The 20,338-nt window shown below is 42.2% G+C and carries 19 protein-coding genes; 8 read left to right on the top strand and 11 right to left on the bottom strand.

The features are described 5' to 3' along the window. The first annotated feature begins 28 nt into the window (after window positions 1-28). On the top strand, window positions 29-925 hold the full coding sequence (alsR, locus tag CKW02_RS17725; protein ID WP_003214707.1) for an acetoin biosynthesis transcriptional regulator AlsR: 897 nt from the start codon (window positions 29-31) through the stop codon (window positions 923-925). Between the two features lie 65 nt (window positions 926-990). After that, complete coding sequence (locus CKW02_RS17720; protein ID WP_050782684.1) at window positions 991-1,593, top strand: flavin reductase family protein; 603 nt, start codon at window positions 991-993, stop codon at window positions 1,591-1,593. Window positions 1,594-1,667: 74 nt separating this feature from the next. On the opposite strand, the gene rbsB is transcribed toward CKW02_RS17720, so the two are convergent. The 9 genes from rbsB to CKW02_RS17675 form a co-directional block, all read right to left on the bottom strand. Then, window positions 1,668-2,585 (bottom strand): ribose ABC transporter substrate-binding protein RbsB, encoded by a 918-nt coding sequence (gene rbsB / locus CKW02_RS17715; RefSeq protein ID WP_003215132.1) that lies wholly within the window; start codon window positions 2,583-2,585, stop codon window positions 1,668-1,670. Between the two features lie 13 nt (window positions 2,586-2,598). Further along, on the bottom strand, window positions 2,599-3,552 hold the full coding sequence (gene rbsC, locus CKW02_RS17710; RefSeq protein ID WP_003215300.1) for a ribose ABC transporter permease RbsC: 954 nt from the start codon (window positions 3,550-3,552) through the stop codon (window positions 2,599-2,601). A gap of 1 nt (window position 3,553) precedes the next feature. Then, window positions 3,554-5,035: a sugar ABC transporter ATP-binding protein gene (locus CKW02_RS17705; protein WP_003214730.1), complete on the bottom strand. Its 1,482-nt coding sequence runs from the start codon at window positions 5,033-5,035 to the stop codon at window positions 3,554-3,556. 15 nt (window positions 5,036-5,050) lie between these two features. Continuing rightward, entirely contained in the window at window positions 5,051-5,443 is a 393-nt protein-coding gene (gene rbsD, locus CKW02_RS17700; protein ID WP_003214894.1) for a D-ribose pyranase, read from the bottom strand. After that, window positions 5,440-6,318 carry a ribokinase gene (gene rbsK / locus CKW02_RS17695; protein WP_003215224.1) on the bottom strand — a complete coding sequence of 293 codons (879 nt, stop codon included), beginning with the start codon at window positions 6,316-6,318 and terminating at the stop codon, window positions 5,440-5,442. The genes rbsD and rbsK overlap by 4 nt, the downstream gene beginning before the upstream one ends. Then, a complete protein-coding gene (locus CKW02_RS17690) occupies window positions 6,315-7,301 on the bottom strand; it encodes a LacI family DNA-binding transcriptional regulator (RefSeq protein ID WP_003215185.1) in 987 nt (328 codons plus the stop codon). The genes rbsK and CKW02_RS17690 overlap by 4 nt, the downstream gene beginning before the upstream one ends. Window positions 7,302-7,418: 117 nt before the next feature. Continuing rightward, window positions 7,419-8,561, bottom strand: coding sequence for a Ger(x)C family spore germination protein (locus CKW02_RS17685; protein WP_003214945.1), 1,143 nt, complete (start codon window positions 8,559-8,561; stop codon window positions 7,419-7,421). Further along, complete coding sequence (locus tag CKW02_RS17680; protein WP_095117901.1) at window positions 8,551-9,648, bottom strand: GerAB/ArcD/ProY family transporter; 1,098 nt, start codon at window positions 9,646-9,648, stop codon at window positions 8,551-8,553. Before CKW02_RS17680 ends, CKW02_RS17685 begins: the two co-directional genes overlap by 11 nt. Further along, a complete protein-coding gene (locus CKW02_RS17675; protein ID WP_095117899.1) occupies window positions 9,638-11,119 on the bottom strand; it encodes a spore germination protein in 1,482 nt (493 codons plus the stop codon). Before CKW02_RS17675 ends, CKW02_RS17680 begins: the two co-directional genes overlap by 11 nt. A gap of 746 nt (window positions 11,120-11,865) precedes the next feature. On the opposite strand from CKW02_RS17675, the gene pgsB reads away from it, so the two are divergent. From pgsB to CKW02_RS17650, 5 genes are all read left to right on the top strand, one after another. After that, complete coding sequence (gene pgsB / locus CKW02_RS17670) at window positions 11,866-13,047, top strand: poly-gamma-glutamate synthase PgsB (RefSeq protein ID WP_012011489.1); 1,182 nt, start codon at window positions 11,866-11,868, stop codon at window positions 13,045-13,047. Between the two features lie 15 nt (window positions 13,048-13,062). Next, window positions 13,063-13,512: a poly-gamma-glutamate biosynthesis protein PgsC gene (pgsC, locus tag CKW02_RS17665; RefSeq protein ID WP_003213696.1), complete on the top strand. Its 450-nt coding sequence runs from the start codon at window positions 13,063-13,065 to the stop codon at window positions 13,510-13,512. A gap of 18 nt (window positions 13,513-13,530) precedes the next feature. After that, complete coding sequence (locus CKW02_RS17660) at window positions 13,531-14,697, top strand: CapA family protein (protein ID WP_034620154.1); 1,167 nt, start codon at window positions 13,531-13,533, stop codon at window positions 14,695-14,697. Further along, a complete protein-coding gene (gene edmS / locus CKW02_RS20360) occupies window positions 14,694-14,864 on the top strand; it encodes an extrachromosomal elements maintenance protein EdmS (RefSeq protein WP_003213661.1) in 171 nt (56 codons plus the stop codon). Before CKW02_RS17660 ends, edmS begins: the two co-directional genes overlap by 4 nt. Window positions 14,865-14,970: 106 nt before the next feature. Further along, window positions 14,971-16,194 (top strand): C40 family peptidase, encoded by a 1,224-nt coding sequence (locus CKW02_RS17650; protein WP_003213113.1) that lies wholly within the window; start codon window positions 14,971-14,973, stop codon window positions 16,192-16,194. A 56-nt stretch (window positions 16,195-16,250) separates the two neighbouring features. On the opposite strand, the gene CKW02_RS17645 is transcribed toward CKW02_RS17650, so the two are convergent. Together CKW02_RS17645 and CKW02_RS17640 are read right to left on the bottom strand one after the other, a co-directional pair. Further along, on the bottom strand, window positions 16,251-17,132 hold the full coding sequence (locus tag CKW02_RS17645) for a Cof-type HAD-IIB family hydrolase (protein ID WP_197699515.1): 882 nt from the start codon (window positions 17,130-17,132) through the stop codon (window positions 16,251-16,253). Window positions 17,133-17,729: 597 nt separating this feature from the next. After that, window positions 17,730-18,695, bottom strand: coding sequence for an LCP family protein (locus CKW02_RS17640; protein ID WP_003212964.1), 966 nt, complete (start codon window positions 18,693-18,695; stop codon window positions 17,730-17,732). A gap of 271 nt (window positions 18,696-18,966) precedes the next feature. On the opposite strand from CKW02_RS17640, the gene CKW02_RS17635 reads away from it, so the two are divergent. Then, window positions 18,967-20,331 carry a sugar porter family MFS transporter gene (locus tag CKW02_RS17635; RefSeq protein ID WP_095117897.1) on the top strand — a complete coding sequence of 455 codons (1,365 nt, stop codon included), beginning with the start codon at window positions 18,967-18,969 and terminating at the stop codon, window positions 20,329-20,331. Window positions 20,332-20,338: the final 7 nt, after the last annotated feature.

Here is a 20,338-nt window from a genome sequence, read left to right as displayed (position 1 = left end):
CACGAATAAGTGTGCGAGGGGTGAAAGGATGGAACTGAGACATTTGCAATACTTTGTCACAGTAGCGGAGGAGCTGCATTTTGGCAGAGCAGCCGCACGGTTGAATATGACACAGCCTCCACTTAGTCAGCAAATTAAGCAATTTGAAGAAGAATTGGGGTTTCCTTTGTTTCACCGGTCGAAGCGAGTGGTGGAGCTAACAGCTGCTGGAAAGGTCTTTTTACATGAGGTGCGGGGTGTGCTGCATCAGCTTGATAAAGCCGTTGATCATGCCCGGCATACAGCAAGAGGAGAGCTGGGAAGAATCATCATAGGGTTTGTTGGAACAGCGACGTATGATATTCTGCCGCCAGTTGTACGCGAATTCAGAGAGCTGTATCCCTCTGTCAGTATTGAACTGGAGCAGCTTTCTGTTCCGCAGCAGTTAGAAGCGCTTTTAAATGGGGAGATTGATATCGGTTTTTTACATCCTACATCTCCTCATGAAGAACTGGTCAGCCGTTTGATGAAGCAAAGTGAATGTATTTTTGCGATTCCGAAAAATCATCCGCTGGCGAAAAAAGAGGCGGTCACGATCGAAGATATTCGTCATGAACCGATTATTTCTTTATCACAGGAATCATGGCCGTCCCTTTATCAACACTTTGTCCTGCTATGTGAAAAGTACGGGTTTTCTCCGAATATTGTGCAGGAAGCGGCTGAATATCAAATGGTGATTGGCCTTGTCACAGCTGGTATCGGCATTGCGGTCATTCCGAAATCAGCCCGGCGTTTATTTAATCTAGATGTTGTGTATCGGTCCATTGAAGGTGAACAGCTTCTGGCAGAATGGACGATTTCCTATAGACGAGAAAATCATAATCCTGCTTTATTTCATCTTGTCCACCATATCCTGCATCGCACCGAGCCTGAATCAGAGGCATAGAAAAAGAGGTATGGTATGATGTCGATACACCAAAAGGAGGCGTGTCTGAATTGATTACGTTGCAAATGGATCAGCTATCAAGAAAAGAAGCATATAAATTATTATCGGGCTCTATTGTTCCACGACCGATTGCGTTTATTACAAGTCTGTCTAAAGACGATGTTGTCAATGCCGCACCATTTAGTTTCTTTAATGTCATCAGCGGACACCCGCCGCTCCTCGCAGTTTCTATCGGACGACGCGAAGGTCAGATGAAAGACACAGCGCAGCATATGATTGACAGAGGAGAATTTGTGGTCCATGTGAGTGATGAAGCGATAATAGAAGATATTAATGAAACAGCTGCTACGCTGCCACAGGATGAGAGTGAGCTGGATCGAACCGGTCTTCATCAAGTAAAGAGTCATGTCGTGTCAGTGCCGGGCATTCAGGAAGCGCGTATTCGCTTTGAGTGTCAGCTTGAAAAGCATCTTACCTTTCAAAATGATGAAGGGGAGATCACAGTCGATCATATCATTGGCCGGGTTGTGTGTGCGCATTTAGATGAGGCTGTATATGATGCAGAAAAAGGATATGTTTCGACTCATGAATTAAAGCCAGTCGCACGTTTAGCGGGAAATGATTACGCCCATTTAGGGACGTCATTTGTGTTGAAAAGACCAGAATGAAATGAAAAGAAGACAAAGGACTAAAGCCCTTTGTCAACCATCTGTACCCCCGAGGGAAGTCGGGGGTTTTGTGTTTATTTTTTCTGTTCTAGTTTCAGTGGAGCTGCGATGTTCTTTTCTACCTTTTTCCCTTTTAAGACGTCGCTTGCAGCACCGACTGCTAGTTTTCCGATCAGCTCTGGCTGCTGCGCAACTGTTGCAGATAGTTTTCCTGCTTTGATCGAGCTGAGTGCATCTTCGTTTCCGTCAAAGCCAACGACAAGAATGTCTTTCCCAGAACTTTGAATCGCTTCTAGAGCGCCAAGTGCCATTTCATCATTGTGGGCAAAAACGGCTTTGATGTCAGGGTTTCCTTGAAGGAGGTTTTCCATGACGTTCAATCCTTTTGTTCGGTCGAAGTCAGCTGCTTGTTTTGCAGTCACTTTTAGATCTTTATCTGCTATTTGATGGAATCCTTTTCCGCGCTCACGTGTAGCGGAAGCGCCTGGTACACCTTCTAATTCAGCGACTTTTGCTCCTTTACCAACCTTGTCGATAATAAAGTTAGCTGCCATTTCGCCGCCTTTGACGTTATCTGAGGCAACAAGTGCTTCTACTTTTCCGCTTTCAGCTGAGCGGTCTAATGTGATGACAGGAATATCAGAAGCATTCGCTGATTCAACAGCAGTCGATATAGCAGACGAATCAGCTGGGTTGATAAGTAATGCGTCGACCCCTTGCTGAATTAAATCTTCTACGTCACTTGTTTGTTTTGCTGAATCATTTTGAGCATCTGCAATGACGACTTCGATGCCAAGCTTTTTCGCTTCTTTCGTCACCCCGTTTTTAAGAGAAACGAAGAATGGATTGTTTAAGGTCGAGATCGAGAGACCGATTTTGATGTCTTTTTTCTTCCCATCTTTTGTTGATTTGGCCCACTCTGGCGGTTCTAGCGAGCAGGCAGAAAGCATGAACAATGAGAGAGTCAGAATGAGAATGAGATATTTTTTCATAGCAGCTGCCTCCTTAAGCAGATTTCTTTCTGTCTAGTAGGACTGCAATCAAGATGACAATCCCTTTCACAACAGATTGATAGAATGATGATACACCAAGTAAGTTCATACCGTTGTTCAGGACACCGATGATAAGCACCCCGATCAGTGTGCCGACAATTCGCCCTCTTCCGCCGGAAAGGCTTGTCCCGCCAAGTACAACGGCAGCAATTGCATCAAGCTCATAGGACGTACCAGCTGTTGGCTGGGCTGAGTTTAGACGAGATGTTAAGATCGCACCTGCTAGAGCAGACATGAACCCTGCTAATGAATAGATCATAATTTTTACGCGCGGTACTTTGATTCCTGAAATGAGCGCAGCTTTTTCATTCCCACCGATTGCATATGTTCTTCTGCCGAAAGGCGTTTTATGAAGCAGCACCCAGAGCACGATAAAGGTGAGAAGCATCGTGATCGCTGGAACAGGAATGCCTAAGAAATACCCGCGGCCAAATAACTGAAAGGCATAATTAGAACCGAGTCCTGTAATCGGGTTGCCGTCTGTATAAACAAGTGTTAACCCTCTGAAAATCGTCATCGTGGCAAGTGTTGCGATAAAAGGAGCCATTTTTCCTTTTGTGATTAAAAGACCGTTGACCATCCCAAGAATAGCGCCGATGATACAGCCAACGATAATAGCTAAAATCGGGTCCATACCAGACACGATAAATCCGGCAGTCAGTGCACTAGAAAGTGCTAAAATGGCACCGACAGACAAATCAATTCCTCCGGTTAAAATAACAAACGTCATTCCAAAGGCAATGAGGGCATTAATGGAGATTTGTCTCAGTAAGTTTAGGATGTTTAATGGTTCTAAAAAGGCTGGGTTTAAAATAGAAACAATGGCGACAAGGATGATGAGTCCTAAGAATGGCCCAAGCTTTTGCATGATGTTGTCAAATCGTCCATTTGAAGTAAGTGGTTTCATGTTACTTCCCTCCTGTAGCTAGTGTCATAATTCGTTCTTGTGTTGCGTCTGCTTTATTTAATTCTCCGCTGATGGTTCCTTCATGAATGACAAGCACTCGATCGCTCATCCCTAGAACTTCTGGGAGCTCAGAGGAGACCATTAAAATGGCAACACCTCGATCAGTCAGTTCATTCATTAACTGGTAGATTTCTCGTTTCGCTCCGACGTCGACACCTCTTGTCGGTTCATCTAAAATCAAGACCTTCGGCTGGATGCCGATCCATTTGGCGATGACGACTTTTTGCTGATTTCCACCAGAGAGACTTCGAGCCGAGATTTCAGAGGAAGCCGTTTTAATCGTCAATCTTTTGATGAGCAGGTCAACAAAATCTTGTTCGTTTTTCTTATCGATCAGTCCCTTTGGAGAGAAGCTTTCTAAGTTTGGCAGACCAATGTTTTCTCGAATGGATGCATCCAGCATGAGTCCTTCATCTTTGCGATCCTCTGTGATAAAGCCGATGCCGAGCTTGACGGCATCACTTGGTTTTTTAATGATAGCCTTTTTCCCATGAACCCAGATTTCCCCTTGATCAAGAGGATCAAGACCAAACAGTGACCGCATCATTTCGGTCCTGCCAGCGCCCATTAAGCCTGCAACACCGACGATTTCTCCAGCTTTAACGGAGAAATTGATATCTTGAAATTGTCCTTTTCTTGTCGCTTGCTTCACCTCAAGGATAGTATCTCCTAAAGAAGGCGTTCTCTCAGGGTATCGATCTGTTAATTCGCGGCCGACCATTTTTTTGACGACCTCATGGAAATTTGTTTCAGGTATGGCTTTCGTATCGACCGTTTTCCCATCGCGCATGATGGTAATCCGGTCACAGATCGCAAAAATTTCCTCCATACGGTGAGAAATATAGACGATGGATACGCCTTCCTTTTTGAGAGATTCAATGACCTGAAAGAGCTTTTCAATTTCACGGTCTGTAAGAGCTGCTGTTGGCTCATCCATGATGATGACCTTCGCTTCCGTCATTAATGCCTTTGCAATCTCAATCATCTGTTTTTGTCCAACAGAGCAGCTGCCTGCCTCTTGATCAAGCGAGAGGTTCACAGACAATCGGTCCAGCTGGCTTTGGGCAAGAACCTTCATTTTCTTTATGTCTAGCAATCCAAATTTCGTATAGATTTCTTTCCCGATGAATAGGTTTTCCAAGACGGTCATATCTGGCCATATGTTGAGCTCTTGATGAATAAAGGCGATACCGTGTTGTTCCGCTTCCTTCGGATTTTTGAAAGCGGTTTCTTTCTCGTCGATTTGAATCGTTCCCTGGTCTAATGAATAAAGACCTGTGAGCAGGTTCATTAAAGTTGATTTTCCTGCGCCATTTTCACCCATGAGCGCGTGAACTTCACCTGTGACGAGGTCAAAGGAGACCCCGGAAAGAACGGTGTTTTTTCCAAAGGCCTTATGGATGTTATGCATCTCAATGTTCATATCTGGCTCCTCCTTTTAAAAGATGACACCGGCATGAAGAATGCAGTTTGCGTATGGGGTGGCTTCACCCGTGCGAATGACTGCTTTTGCCTGTTTGGTCATGTCTTTGAACGTCTCGTGGTCTACATCATGTAATGGCTGTGAGAACGCTTTCTTTAAAAATAGATGATCTCGCTCATTGGCTTCTTTGATTTCACTAGCTACAGTAATGTGTTCAACCGCCATTTCTTGAAGAAGGAGGGAGGTGACCTCCTGAAAGGACGGTGTGCCGATTGATAGTGCCAGGTCGATTTTGACTGGACCTTCTGGAATCGGCAGGCCGCAGTCTGCGATGACGATTCTATCTGTATGACCAAGGTCAGCAAGTACCTTGGCGATATGACTGTTTAAGATGCCGTTTTTTTTCATTTTTTTCTCTCCAGTTCTTCTCTTGTTGGCATGCCGCCTTGTGCACCGAACTTGGTGACAGACATTGATGCTGCAAGGTTAGCGAATGCAAGTGCGTCATAGAGAGATTTGCCTTCTGTTAAGGCGACAGCCAAGGCTCCGTTAAAGGTATCGCCTGCTCCTGTTGTATCAACTGCTTCGACTGGAAAGCCTGGGACGAGCACTTCTTTCAATCCGTCAAAATATCGAACCCCATTTTTCCCTTCTGTAATCAGTAATTTGTTAGGGTATTGACGCAAGGCGTCTTCAATTGGGAGTCCATTAAACATGAGAACAGCCTCGTGCTCATTCGGTGTAATATAGGCAGCCTGGTCTAAAACTTGCTGCGATACTTTGCGGGCAGGTGCAGGGTTTAAAATCACAGGGATTTCTTTTTCACTGCAAATGGCGCAGACAGCTTCGACCGTTTCTTCAGGTATTTCCTGCTGAATGAGCACTATTCCAATATCATCTATTGTAGAAAGTGCTTCTCTCACATAGTCAGGAGTGACCTCGTCATTTGCCCCTTTGACCACGACAATGCTGTTATCACCTTCTGCTAAAATGATATGAGCCGTGCCGCTTTCCATTTCGGTAACCGGTTTCATATATGAGGTGCGGACCCCTTGATCTTGTAGATTGCTGAGAATATCTTGACCATAAGCGTCATCACCGACTCGGCCGACCATGTATACATCAGCACCGAGTCTGGCACTGGCGACTGCTTGATTGGCGCCTTTTCCGCCTGGGACGGTTTTAAATGATTCGCCTAACACTGTTTCACCGGCATTTGGTCGTTTATTCGAAGTGACGACTAAATCCATTGAACAGCTTCCTACTACGACAATATGACTCATTGTGAATCCACCTTTCTTGTGGTCTCTCGTTCAATAAAAGAGACGGGCATTTGGATAACTGGTTGATCTATAGGTTGTTTCTGAATCGCTTTGATTAACAGCTGTGCCGCTTCTTTTCCCATCTCATAGGCAGGCTGCCTAATCGTCGATAGGGAAGGGAAGAGCAGCTCGCTTTGCGGAATATCATCAAACCCAATGATTTGAACATCCTCTGGAACGGCTTTTCCGATCCGAAGTGCTTCGTGAATGACCGCTGTTGCGACGATGTCGTTACTGGCAATGATGCCATCTGTTTCAGGGTACAGCTGGAAAAGAGCCTTGGCACTCTTACGGGCTTCTTGAAAAGAAAACGAAGCATTAGACATCACATGGAAGTCGACACCCTTTTCGGTCAGTACATCGAGTGCACCCTTGAATCTCTGCCTCGCTGTTTGAAGGTGGGCAGGTCCTTTCAGCAGTGTGATCTGCCGGCTGCCGCGCCTGATTAATTCCATTGCAGCCATTTTCCCGCCAGCTGCAGTATCTGCAGATACAGAAGGTGCATGCGAGACGGTTCGATCTAAGAACACAACCGGCAATTCATCATCATTGTATATATCTGATTCAGGTTCGTTTGTGACAGCGATGACACCGACTACTTGATTTTGTTTAAATGTTTGTAAATAAGCCAATTCCTTTTCTCGATCTTCATCACTGTTTCCGAATAATAACCGAAAACCTTGCGCATGAATCTCATCCTCTACGCCTCTAGCAAGCTGAGGAAAGAAGGGGTTTGTGATATCAGGCAAGATCAAACCGATTAAGCGGGATTCTCTTTTGAAAAGGGATCTAGCCACTTCATTGGGAAAGTAGTTCAGCTCCTGCATCGCTTGTGTCACACGGGTTTTCGTATCTGTATGGACATATCCAGTATCGTTAAGCACGCGAGACACAGTGGCAACAGACACTTGTGCAGCTTTTGCAACATCTTTAATGGTAGCCAATGGAGTGCCTCCCTTCGTGAATGTGTAACCGTTTACACAAATAGATTATCATGAAAGCTTTTAAATGACAATCTTAAAAAAATAAAAAAAGAAAAGAAAGATGAACTCTTCCTTTTCTTAACTAATAATCCCTGTTTGTGTAATATTGACTTTTACTTTTGGGATGATTTTTACATTTGGATAATCGGTGACCCAATTCATTTTTATATACTCATCATAATGTCTCACTCTATATTTTCTGCCGAGGCTTAAGACGTCAGAATTTGCTTCTTGTAATGTAGCAATAATTTTTTCTGCTTCTTTTGTCAAGATGGTTGAAAGTCTTTTGTTCAGCATTTCAATTTTTTTGTCTGTATCTAGATTATCCTTTGGGTACTCAAGGACAGAAGTATTAAATTCAAATTTGAGTGAGTATGTTAAGTTTCGATGATCAGGATTCAGAATCTCGATGTCTCTCTTCACATCAGTGACTTGGATGGTGATGTAATTGTTTTCTTTTGACTTCATGTCACTTCTCACTTTTTTTGTGAAGTTGGCATACTTGCCCATTTTTCCGTCCATGACGGTGAGCAAGATCGCATCTTGACCGTACAACTCGCCTTTCTTTTTCTCATTATCAAATAGGGCAACACCTTTTACACTGATTAATTTCTTCGATTGATCAAAATGGATTAAGGGCAATGTGAAGTCCTCTCCAGTTTGGAGCATTTTAGATCGAATACTTTGCATGTTTTTAGGTGCTACTTGGGAGGAGCGTGATGCGGTTGTGATCAAGTTATTTAAATAGTCACTCACAATGAGCTTTTCCTTCAGCAGCGAGTTAATCACTTCTTCACAGGTCCCCCCTTGAACAACGGCAAGATTTGCGAGGAGGGGGCTTTTCGGATCACGATAAAACATATCTAAGTAGGGCAGAAGACGATTTTGGGCAAATTCATCACCGATCAGCATCACCCGCATTTTCGACATGTCTATTTTTTGATCCACAATCCGGCTGAAGTTGGTTCTTGCTTTTCTTAAAGTAGGTGCTTCCGTTGTGAGAAGAGTGGTTAAAAAGCTGCCTGTATTTCCTTGCTCCATACTTTGAGACTGCTGAACCTTTCGATAAGTAATCGAGTATTTCGCATTGTCATCCTCTCCTTGATCAACGGCAGAGGTTAAAACAAGAGAGATATTCTTTAATAAATTTTGATCCCAGCAGCCAGGCATAAATATGAGAGACACACATATGAGCAAAGTCAGTATGTATTTATGACGCATGTGATTTCACCTTCCCTTTACGATGTTTGAAAAAGATGATAATGGCCATAAAGATCGGGAGTGTGTAAATAAATGAATATTGCGCAATGGTGGTAAAGTCATTAAAGCGTTGAATTCTAAAATTATCGGTTGCAAGATAGCAGCTAGCCGCATAGATCAAAATGGCAAAATAAAAGACGTATTTTTTGTGGTCTTTTTTCTTGAGAATACTTGCTACGCCATTTGCACAGAAGTAGAGATAGTTACTGAGTGTGGCTAAAATGACAAATACCCAGAAACTAAGAAAAATTAAATCCGTCCGCTCAATCACACCGAACGAAATGGTTTTTAGTAGATAAAGAACTGGATTCGGAATGATATTAAGTTCAATTGGGCTGAAAAACATAAAACAAATCACTGTGATAAATAGGTAGTAAAGTGTCGTGCATATATTGGCAATGGTCATGACCTTGTATCGCGCTTTAATGGTGCCTTTCATCAGTGGAGAGATGATCAGAATCATCTCAAATCCATTCATAGATAATACAACATCCTTCAAACCAAGCTGAAATTGAGAGAAGTCCGTTTGGAAAAAGGGCATAAGGTAGTCGATATTGGTTCCTTTTAATGAATACAGCATGATGAGAGACAACAAGAGTAAAAAAGGAGTCAGAATAAAGTTGAATCTGACAATCGCTGTAATTTGTTCCTTCGCGATGTAAAGGATGGATATCATGAGTAGTAGGTTGATGACCCAATTAGGTGTAAGTGGTAAAACCCATATACTCAGAATTCTCGTGAAAATAGATAGAACGACAATACAGACTGAGGCGAAATAAACTGTATAAAGAGCCACTAAGATTCGCCCAACCCATTTTCCAAAAACTTCAATTAACGCCTCGAAAAATGATGTCTCAGGATATTTGTGAATGATATATATAAAAATGGTATTGATGATTTGGATAAAAAAACAGGCCAAAATGATAGCCATCCAGCCATCATGTCCCATATCTTTCATTAGCAAATGAGGCAGGGCTAAAATACCGACACCAATTTGAGATTGAATGATAAAAAAGACAGCTTGAGGTGGAGATATTTTATTTTTCATCTTGATTTTTCCATCCTCTCAAATTTTCAATTTGCTCTTTCTTTTTTGGATTTAAGTAAACAGGGCGCTTTTTATACATCCACATCGGTAATCGAATCACAGTGTCTTTTAAGTCCTGCCAGTTAAATGGAGCTACTGGAGATAAGTACGGGACACCTAGTGATTCAAGGCGACATAAATTCATCAGGACGATCGACAGGCCGAATGAAATGCCAATAAACCCAAACATTGAAGCCATGAACATGAGCGGAAAACGCAGCATCCTGATGGTAGACGTCATTTCAAACGAAGGAAGAACAAAGGAAGCAACAGCAGTCACGGCGACCACAACGATAAGAACATTCGAAATGAGTCCTGCTTTTACTACCGCATCCCCAATGACCAAACCTCCTACGATACCAATGGTCTGTCCAATTGGTTTTGGCAGACGCACCCCAGCTTCGCGTATGAGCTCAATCGTAATCTCCATCAGCATAGCTTCTATTAAAGGCGGAAAAGGAATGCCGATAATGGAATTTTTCATCGTAATCGCTAATTCATCCGGGACTACCTCATAATGAAAGCCGATGACCGCAATATAAAAAGAAGGCAAAATCACAACGATGATACAGGCAATATAACGAAGAATACGAATAAACGTAGCTGGAATCCAGCGACTATTGTAGTCATCTGGTGATTGAAAGAAGCTAAAGAACGTAATAGGCAGAATGATAGCCATTGGACTGCCATCCATCAGCACAACAATTCTCCCCTCAAGAATGGCGGATCTCACTTTGTCAGGTCGTTCTGTATCAATGAGCTGCGGGAAGATGGAATATGAATCATCCTCAATCGCTTCTACAATAGAACCGGGGCTGAGCAGCGTGTCTACTTTAATGGAAGAAATTCGTCTGTTGACCTCATCTATCTTTTCTTGATTGGCTATATCAGAAATATAAACTGTCGCAACCTTTGTTTCAGATTTTGTGCCGATCTTATGATACTGGATCGCAAGTTTTCGATCATTTAAGTGTGACCGCAGTAAATATAAATTGGTATCTAAACTCTCAACAAACCCATCATGTGCGCCTGCAATAATACTTTCAGAAGAAGGTTCAGAAATGGAACGCAGCGGCGGCTGTCCAACGGCAAATATTTTGATCTGTGAGGATTTTTCATCAAGGAAAGCAATGCTTCCTGCAATAATGCTGTCAACAATCAGCGTCAAGTCTCCTGTTTCGAGTGTACTAAGTGATTTTGTATAGTTCTGCTCTCCAGGAGGACCGAGCAAGTTGCCGATAATGAAGTCGTTTAATTTGCTTTCTTCAACTCTTGTTTTAATATAAAACAGCACTGATTTCGTTTCATTCACCATTAATTCCCGGTATTCAAAATCGGCGCTTTGCTGAAATGCTTTCTTCAGGATTCGAATCTTTTCCTCAAAACCGCCTGATAAAAAATGTAAGCGTGTTTGCTCATTCGTATTTGGCATCTTTAGCCTCCTCTCACAGTTTTTTAACCATAGTGTGAGCGGAGAGACCGATTTTATTCGTCATCTTAGTTGAAAGCATGACATAAGCTGACAACTTTCAACTAAAATCATATTAAAAATGTTAAGAAATGATGAATCTTGATAAAAACAAATGAATAATATTTCATTATGTGGGTCATAAGGAGCGAATATCGTAAAGAGCAGGCATTTCGAAATGATCAATAGTTTACATCTTATCCCAATTTTTTGTGACCCGAAAATAAGCATATGACTTGATTTTTTATGAGGTGACCTTTGTCATAGGTCAACGTGTAGCGTTCTGACCGATGAGGATGACTTTCTAACCTGTTCCTTCAAAAATCGAAAACATTCCAAAACACGCACTATTCATTTAAAGCGCTGATACGACTGATGTTATAGAGTTTAAAGGGCTTTAAAACATTGATTCAAAATACATCTTAACAATTGTCAAAAAATTTAGGGAGAAAAGGACAAAAGATTTTTCGATGCTTGATGGTAACGCTTACTCTTGATTGAAGCGGAAATTCAGGCTGATTTTTGTCCGTCTTTTGGCCTTTTCATTTAAAGAGGAGCTAGGTCAATCCACCTTCTGATTAGAGGAATTTGGCATACGAGGAAGTGAAAGATTATGTTACATAATACCGATTGTGATTTTATGCTGAACCTATATACTGTTGATTGAATTTACATATCACACTCATAAAAAAAGGAGATGTAGATAAGCGATGTGGTTAATCGTTATAGCCTGTGTCATCATGTTAGGGATTGGCTTTATTGAAAAGAAGCGTCACCAGAAAAATATCGATGCCCTACCGGTGCGCGTCAATATTAATGGTATTCGCGGAAAGTCTACCGTTACAAGATTGACAACCGGTATCTTAATGGAGGCAGGTTATAAAACTGTCGGCAAAACAACGGGAACAGATGCAAGAATGATTTATTGGGATACGCCAGAGGAGAAACCGATTAAAAGGAAACCGCAAGGACCGAATATCGGTGAGCAGAAGGAAGTTATGAGAGAAACCGTTGAAAGAGGAGCAAATGCCATCGTCAGTGAATGTATGGCGGTAAATCCAGATTACCAAATCATCTTTCAGGAAGAGCTGCTTCAAGCGAATATTGGCGTGATCGTAAACGTTCTTGAAGATCATATGGACGTCATGGGGCCGACACTTGATGAAATAGCAGAAGCCTTTACAGCGACAATTCCTTACAATGGACACTTGGTTATTACGGATAGTGAATATACGGATTTCTTTAAAGAGATTGCGAAAAAACGCAATACAGAAGTCATTGTTGCAGATAATTCCAAGATTTCTGATGAGTATTTACGGAAATTTGAGTACATGGTCTTCCCAGATAATGCCTCACTTGCACTTGGTGTTGCACAGGCATTAGGAATTGATGAAGATACGGCATTCCGAGGAATGTTAAATGCGCCACCTGATCCAGGAGCAATGAGAATTCTTCCATTAATGGATGCGAAAACACCTGGACACTTTGTAAATGGTTTCGCGGCAAATGACGCATCATCTACATTGAACATTTGGAAGCGTGTGAAAGAAATTGGATATCCAACAGATGAACCGATTATTATCATGAACTGCCGTGCGGATCGTGTAGATCGAACGATCCAGTTTGCGGAGGATGTACTTCCTTATATTGAAGCAAGTGATCTCGTCTTAATTGGTGAAACAACAGATCCAATTGTAAAGGCATATGAGGATGGAAAAATTCCGGCTGACCACTTACACAACCTTGAATATCAATCTACAGAAGAAATTATGAACATGCTTGAGAAAAAGCTTCATAATCGAGTGGTTTATGGAGTCGGCAATATTCATGGTGCCGCTGAACCGTTAATCGAAAAAATTCAAGAATACAAAATTAAGCAGCTTGTCAGCTAGGAGGAAATATAGAAAATGTTCGGATCAGATCTTTATATCTCGTTAATTTTAGGTGTTCTACTTAGTTTAATCTTTGCAGAAAAAACAGGAATCGTACCAGCTGGACTTGTTGTCCCAGGTTATCTGGCGCTTGTATTTAACCAGCCAGTCTTCATTTTAGTTGTCTTATCTGTCAGCTTGCTTACGTATGTCATCGTTCGCTTTGGTCTATCGAAATTTATGATTTTATACGGACGCAGAAAGTTTGCTGCAATGCTGATTACAGGGATTGCCTTAAAGCTAGTCTTTGATTTCTTCTACCCAGTGGTCCCATTTGAAATAGCAGAATTCCGCGGAATCGGTATTATTGTTCCTGGATTGATTGCAAATACGATTCAAAAGCAAGGTCTTACGATGACCCTTGGAAGCACGTTACTTCTAAGTGGTGCAACATTTGCCATCATGTATGTTTACTATCTATTTTAAGATAAGGTGTGTCCAATGATGAATAAAAAATTGAGCTTTCAGGAAAAGCTGCTGAAAATCACAAAGAACCAAAAGAAAAAAACGAATAAACACGTGCTGATTGCTTTACCGATCGTCATTGCTTGTACATTTCTATTTACGTTTATCGGGCAAGCAAAAGTGCCAACTGTACAAAAGAATCCAGAAAACATCCTGACCGCTTCGTTTGTCGGTGACATTATGTTTGGAAGAAACGTAGAGAAAGTAACCGACCGCTATGGAAAACAGCATCTCTTTCGCTATGCCAAGCCATACTTTGATGTGTCAGATTATGTGACTGGTAACTTTGAGCATCCAGTCGCATCAGACCGGGAACAAGCGGCGCAAAAGAATATTCATTTAAAAACGGATGAGGATTCGGTCAAAGCGTTGAAGGATTTGAATTTCTCTGTATTAAACTTTGCGAATAACCATGCGGCAGACTATGGTGAAAAAGGGCTGAACAAAACGATTGATGCCTTTAAACAAGCTGACATGGATTATACAGGCGCAGGCCTTAACCTTCAGGATGCGAAGCAGAACATTTCGTATAAAGAAGTAAATGGTGTCAAAATCGCTACACTTGGTTTTACAGATGTGTATGGGAAAGATTTTAAAGCAACGAATCGCCAGGCGGGTATCTTGCCAGCCGACCCATCTATCTTTATTCCGATGATTTCGCAGGCTGCTGAAAAGGCAGATGTCGTCGTTGTTCATGCTCACTGGGGACAGGAGTACAACAATGAGGTAAACGATAGACAAAGAGAATTGGCAAGAGCGATGTCTAAGGCTGGTGCTGATATCATTATCGGTGCTCATCCGCACGTTCTTGAGCCAATGGAAGTCTATAACGGCACGGCGATCTTCTATAGCTTAGGAAACTTTATTTTTGACCAAGGCTGGTCAAGAACACGTGATTCTGCACTTGTTCAGTATCATCTGAATGAAGATGGAAAAGCGACATTTGAAGTGGTCCCAATGTACATCAAAGAAGCAACACCTGCTCCGGTTAAAGCAGGATCATTTGAATCAAAATCCATTATCCGTATGCTGACAAATGGTACGAATGCGGATTGGAAAGAAAAAGACGGACACATTTTCTTTGAAGTAGATCACGCTGATAAAGTTAAACACTTAAAAGAAAACGGAGGGAAAGAGAAGAAATGAAATTTCTAAAAGCAAGCTGGCCGTTTGTTGCGTTAATTTTAGTCTTTGTCTTTATGTCTGCTTTTAAATTTAGTGACAGCCTCACAGATCATGAAAAACAAAAGATCTCGGTTGAAATGCAGAAAATCGAACAACAAAAACAGTCAAAAACGGAAGCAAGTAAATAACTCTAACGAGCATAGAGGGCACGCATTGCGTGCTCTTTTTTGTCGAAAAAAGGTGTAAAAGGTTAGGTGTCATGCCGAAACTATAGAAGAAAGGAGGGGAAAGGTCATGAAGTGGAAAGGAATAGTGATTGGTGGGTGCGCGCTCGTAGGGCTGATGTTCATGACTCAATCAGAAGCAGTTGCTCAAACAGCGTCTCCTTTGCAGCAAGCGGAAAAGTTGATTGGAACACCTTATCATAAAGGAGGAACCGATCCAAAAACGGGCTTTGACGCATCAGGGTTTACGCAATATGTGTACAAGACATCAGGCGCTTTTGATTTGCCGCGGAAGGTAATCGATCAGTATCAGATTGGAAAAAAGGTATCATGGGACAAAGCCCAGCCAGGTGACCTTGTATATTTTCGAAGCCTTGAAGAAACAAAGGATATCCCGACACATGTAGGATTTTACGCTGGTAACGATCAGGTCATTCACATCACGCTTAGTCAAGGTGTGGTGAAAACAAACGTCAGCAAAAGCAAATACTGGACGGACCGATTTTATGCAGTCAAACGACTTCCCGGCACACCGGAAATCTCGGATAATCGCCTTGTGAAAGATGCGATGAAATATGTAGGTATTCCTTATGTATTTGGTGCAGCAGACCCTAAAGTTGGCTTTGATTGTTCAGGCTTTTTACAATATGTATTTGAAAAATCACTAGGGATTTATTTGCCTCGAAGTGCTGAACAGCAGTGGATAGTTGGAGAAAAAGTAGCATTAGATGATATACGTCCTGGGGATTTTGTCTTTTTCAGCAACACATATAAGCCAGGCATTTCTCATGTAGGGATGTATATTGGGGGCGACCGTTTTATTCATGCGAGCCGTTCGGAAAGTGTCACGATTTCTTATTTGTCCGAATCGTATTGGCGCGAAAAATGGACAGGTGCGAAACGATTAACAGAGCTGAAATTAGCAAAAGAAGACCCGATTGTCTCAAAAGCCGCAACGTATATTGGAGAAGTTCCTTATGTCAAAGGTGGGACGAATCCAAAGCAAGGCTTTGACACAGCAGGGTTCACACAGCATGTGTATCGTGAAGTGCTTGGTATTGAGCTGCCTCGTTATGCGTCAGGTCAAGTCAAGGCAGGTACGCCTGTGAAACGGTCGGAGCTGAAGCCGGGAGATCTCGTTTTCTTTAGTGGAACGTCATTGATACCGGCCATTTATGCAGGATCAAATCAAGTCATTCATATGACCGTCTCAAATGGTGTCGTGCTTACGAATATGAAAACAAGTACGTACTGGAAGGATAAGTATGAGACGGCTGTTCGAATTAAAAAATAAAGAAAAAGCCCGATCCACGTTCGTATCGGACTTTTAGACTTCTCTCTAGGCGCTGATCAGACAAGCGTCTTTTTTTCGTGGAATTGATTTTGTAAAAGGAGATCAATAAAGTAAGCAACACCGTCTTCATGATTACCTTTTGTAATGTAGGTGCTCTTTTCTTTAATAACATCGACTGCATTCCCCATTGCAATGCGGTGGCCTGCTTCCTCAAACATGGATAGATCGTTGGGGCTGTCGCCGATCGCATAAATATGTGAGCGGTCTACGCAGTAATGAGCTGCGAGCTTTTTGAGGGCATGTCCTTTTCCAGACTCTTTTGGAAGAACCTCAATGATATGTTTTCCAGAAGAGGTCAATGAAAGCTCAGGCATTTCCGCGAGGAGATCTTGTGCTTCCTGTAGTTTATTCATATCAAACGAGAAGCAGAGTAATTTATAGGTCGCTTCATTTGACTCAAAAACCTGACGAATATCATCCACTGGTTTGATGCCGAATTGTTTGAATTGAGTCATTGCCCCTTCCCATAAATCAGCTATATCTTCATTTGGATTCGCGCTTTTGATCACATCAAATTCTGCTTTCAGCTTCTCTTTTCCATCAAAAGGAGAGAGGAGCGCATCGTCCGTGTAAACCTCAAAGTAAATGTTTCGTTCTACTAATGCCTGAGCCGCTCGTTTTCCTGCTTCTTGGTCAAGTGTGATACGGCTGAAAAGTTCGTAACCTTCTGTATGAACGGTTCCGCCGTTTGCTGCAATAATAGGGATGTCCAAATCGCCAAGCAGTTCCTTCACGTCAAAAGTCGCCCGCCCTGTACAGATGGTGACAATATATCCCGCTTCCTTCGCGCGGATCAATGCCTCCCTGTTTTGAGCAGATATTTCACTTTTTGTATTTAAAAGTGTACCGTCTAAATCAATCGCAATCATTTTTTTCATCGCTGTCAAATCCTCCTTCATGCATGCAATAGCCTCTTCAAAGTATGTACGATTTCGTTCCTTCTCATGAGCAATACGATGCTTGTTCCTCTCTATCAAGGCTAAACAAAAATGATCGAATGATCAAGGAAATAAGCCAAAGGGGAAAAATCTGCATCATCGTCAGCAAGTAAAAAAGCGCCCCTTAGGGACGCTTTCAGCGTGTAGACAAACCCTCGCATTCGGTGTCAGTCCTGTACGCCGATGCTCACGAATATTAAATTCGCTCCGCTTCTGTGCTCGTCCTTCCTAGAGTGCAAAGGTTTTCTATCACGCTGAAAAGAAGACAAAGAGCTAAAATAAAAACCATTTTAGCCCTTTGTCAACAATCAAAAAGCGCCCCTTAGTGACGCTTTCAGCGTGTAGACAAACCCTCGCATTCGTTGTCAGGTCTGCGCTCCGGTGCTCACGAATGTCAAATTCGCTCCGCTCCGGTGCTCGTCCTTCCTAGAGTGCAAAGGTTTTCTATCACGCTGAAAAGAAGACAAAGAGCTAAAATAAAAACCATTTTAGCCCTTTGTCAACAATCAAAAAGCGCCCCTTAGGGACGCTTTCTGTTTATGATAATTCAAGCTGCTTCTTCAATTCAGTCTTCACTTCGTTTAGCTGGTTTTGATCCAATTGGTAATAATAAACTCCGTTTGGCTGGTAATCAGAGCCTTTCAGCTGAATGGTATCAACCGATTTCAATGACGTCAGAAGCGGGAAAAGCCCGACTAGCTCTTTCATTGAAAGGTTGGTCGCGACATTATCACCAAGTGTATCAATGATATTGTCATATGACGGAATAGATGTTAACGATTTTGATTTATCAAAAATGGCTTTTAATACTTCCATTTGACGCTGCCCGCGCATTAAATCACTATCTGCTTTTCTTGTTCTCACATATGCGAGAGCTTGATCACCGTCTAGTGTATGGGTTCCTGTTTGAAGCTGTACCTTGCCCTTTGTATCTTTTAGAACCTGTTTGACCACATATTCATCCTTGACGTTAATAGAGACCCCGTTTAGTTCATTGACGATCTCTTTAAATGCTTTGAAATTACTTTGGATCACAAAATCAACCGGAATATCTAGTAAATCTTCGACTGTACTTAAGGTTAAATCTGCACCGCCAAATGCGTGTGCATGTGTAATTTTGTCATAGCCATGCCCTGGAATATTCACGTATGAGTCCCTTGGAATGCTTAATAATTTTACGGTTTTATTTGTACGATTGACGGTTGCTAAGACCATCGCATCGCTTCGTGCTTGTTTCACTGTTTCGCCCGGTCTGCTGTCAATACCAAGCAGCAAGACAGAAAAGCTGTCTTTCCCAGGATCGAATGCTTCAATCCGTTTGACAGATTGTGCGCCGCGATCTAAAGATACTTGTGCTTTTTTGGCAGCGCTTGTCACTTTATAGTAGGCATAGCCTGTGACAGAAGCGGTTGTCAGTAAAAGGATACCGACTATAAATAGAGTGACTTTCACCCATGGTTTTAAACGCTTTTTTCCTTTGCGTTTGCTTCTTGATTGATCCATATATTTTAAACCCTCGCTATGATTTTTATAGTAAAGATGTCCTTCTTTTTGCTTACAAACTAAAACAAATATACCTTAAAACGGGATATAGTGCGATGTTTTTTTCACTAACGCTTAATTGACGTTTCCTTATCGTAAAAAGTTTCAATGATACGCAAATGAAATATATTTGTCATTAAACATCGAAATGTTTGAAGTGACAGGAAGTGAGGAAAATGATTTTCCATAGAGAAACATCCAGTACATACAGAACAAAAGAGGGGTTATGAACATGAAAAATCGGAATGGATGGCTTTATTTTTTCGGCGCACTTGGCGGCGCCTTATATGGCTATGATACAGGTGTCATTTCTGGCGCCATCTTATTTATGAAAGAGGATTTAGGGTTAAACGCATTTACAGAGGGACTTGTTGTCAGCTCAATTTTAATCGGAGCGATGCTCGGTTCCTCTCTTTCTGGAAAGCTGACAGATCAATTTGGGCGGAAAAAAGCCATCATCGCCGCAGCGATTTTATTTATTATCGGCGGATTTGGTACAGCCCTTGCTCCGAATACGGAAGTGATGGTCTTATTCCGAATTGTGCTAGGACTTGCTGTCGGGTGCTCGACCACGATTGTTCCATTATATTTATCTGAACTTGCTCCAAAGGAATCGAGAGGTGCACTGTCCTCATTAAACCAGCTCATGATCACATTTGGTATTCTTCTCGCCTATATTGTGAATTACGCTTTAGCGGATGCAGAGGCATGGCGCCTGATGCTTGGAATTGCGGTCGTGCCTTCTGTGCTTTTATTATGTGGGATTATGTTTATGCCAGAAAGCCCCCGCTGGCTGTTTGTCCATGGACAAGCAGACCGTGCGAAAGAGATATTATCTAAACTCAGAAAGAGTAAGCAAGAAGTGGAAGAAGAAATTTCAGACATTCAACAGGCGGAAAGTGAAGAAAAAGGCGGTTTTAAGGAATTATTTGAGCCATGGGTACGCCCAGCATTAATCGCTGGTGTCGGTCTTGCCTTTCTGCAGCAGTTTATCGGTACCAATACGATTATTTACTATGCACCAAAAACATTCACAAGTGTTGGCTTTGGTAATTCAGCGGCCATTTTAGGAACCGTCGGAATTGGGGCAGTGAACGTCGTCATGACGTTTGTGGCGATTAAAATCATTGACCGTGTAGGGCGTAAAGCGCTGCTCTTATTTGGGAATGCTGGCATGGTCCTAAGTTTAATTGTCCTGTCAGTGGTCAATCGATTTTTCGAGGGGTCAACAGCTGCAGGATGGACAACCATTATTTGTTTAGGACTCTTCATCGTCATCTTTGCTGTCAGCTGGGGTCCAGTCGTTTGGGTGATGCTTCCTGAGCTGTTCCCAGTACATGTCCGAGGAATCGGTACGGGCGTCTCTACCTTCCTCCTTCATACAGGGAATTTAATCATCTCGCTTACATTCCCAACTTTACTTAGCGCGATGGGTATCAGTAATCTCTTCCTCATTTATGCGGTCATTGGCGTAGGTGCCTTCTTATTTGTGAAATATATGGTGGCTGAAACGAAAGGGAAAAGTCTTGAAGAAATTGAAGAAGATTTAAAAAAGAGGAACCGTGCCGTCACAGGTGAAGAAGGAAAAACGGTGTGAACAATGA

Source organism: Bacillus pumilus, assembly GCF_900186955.1.
Lineage (GTDB): Bacteria > Bacillota > Bacilli > Bacillales > Bacillaceae > Bacillus > Bacillus pumilus.
Note: the sequence above shows the minus strand (reverse complement) of the source record. Positions and strands in the feature narration are given on the sequence as shown.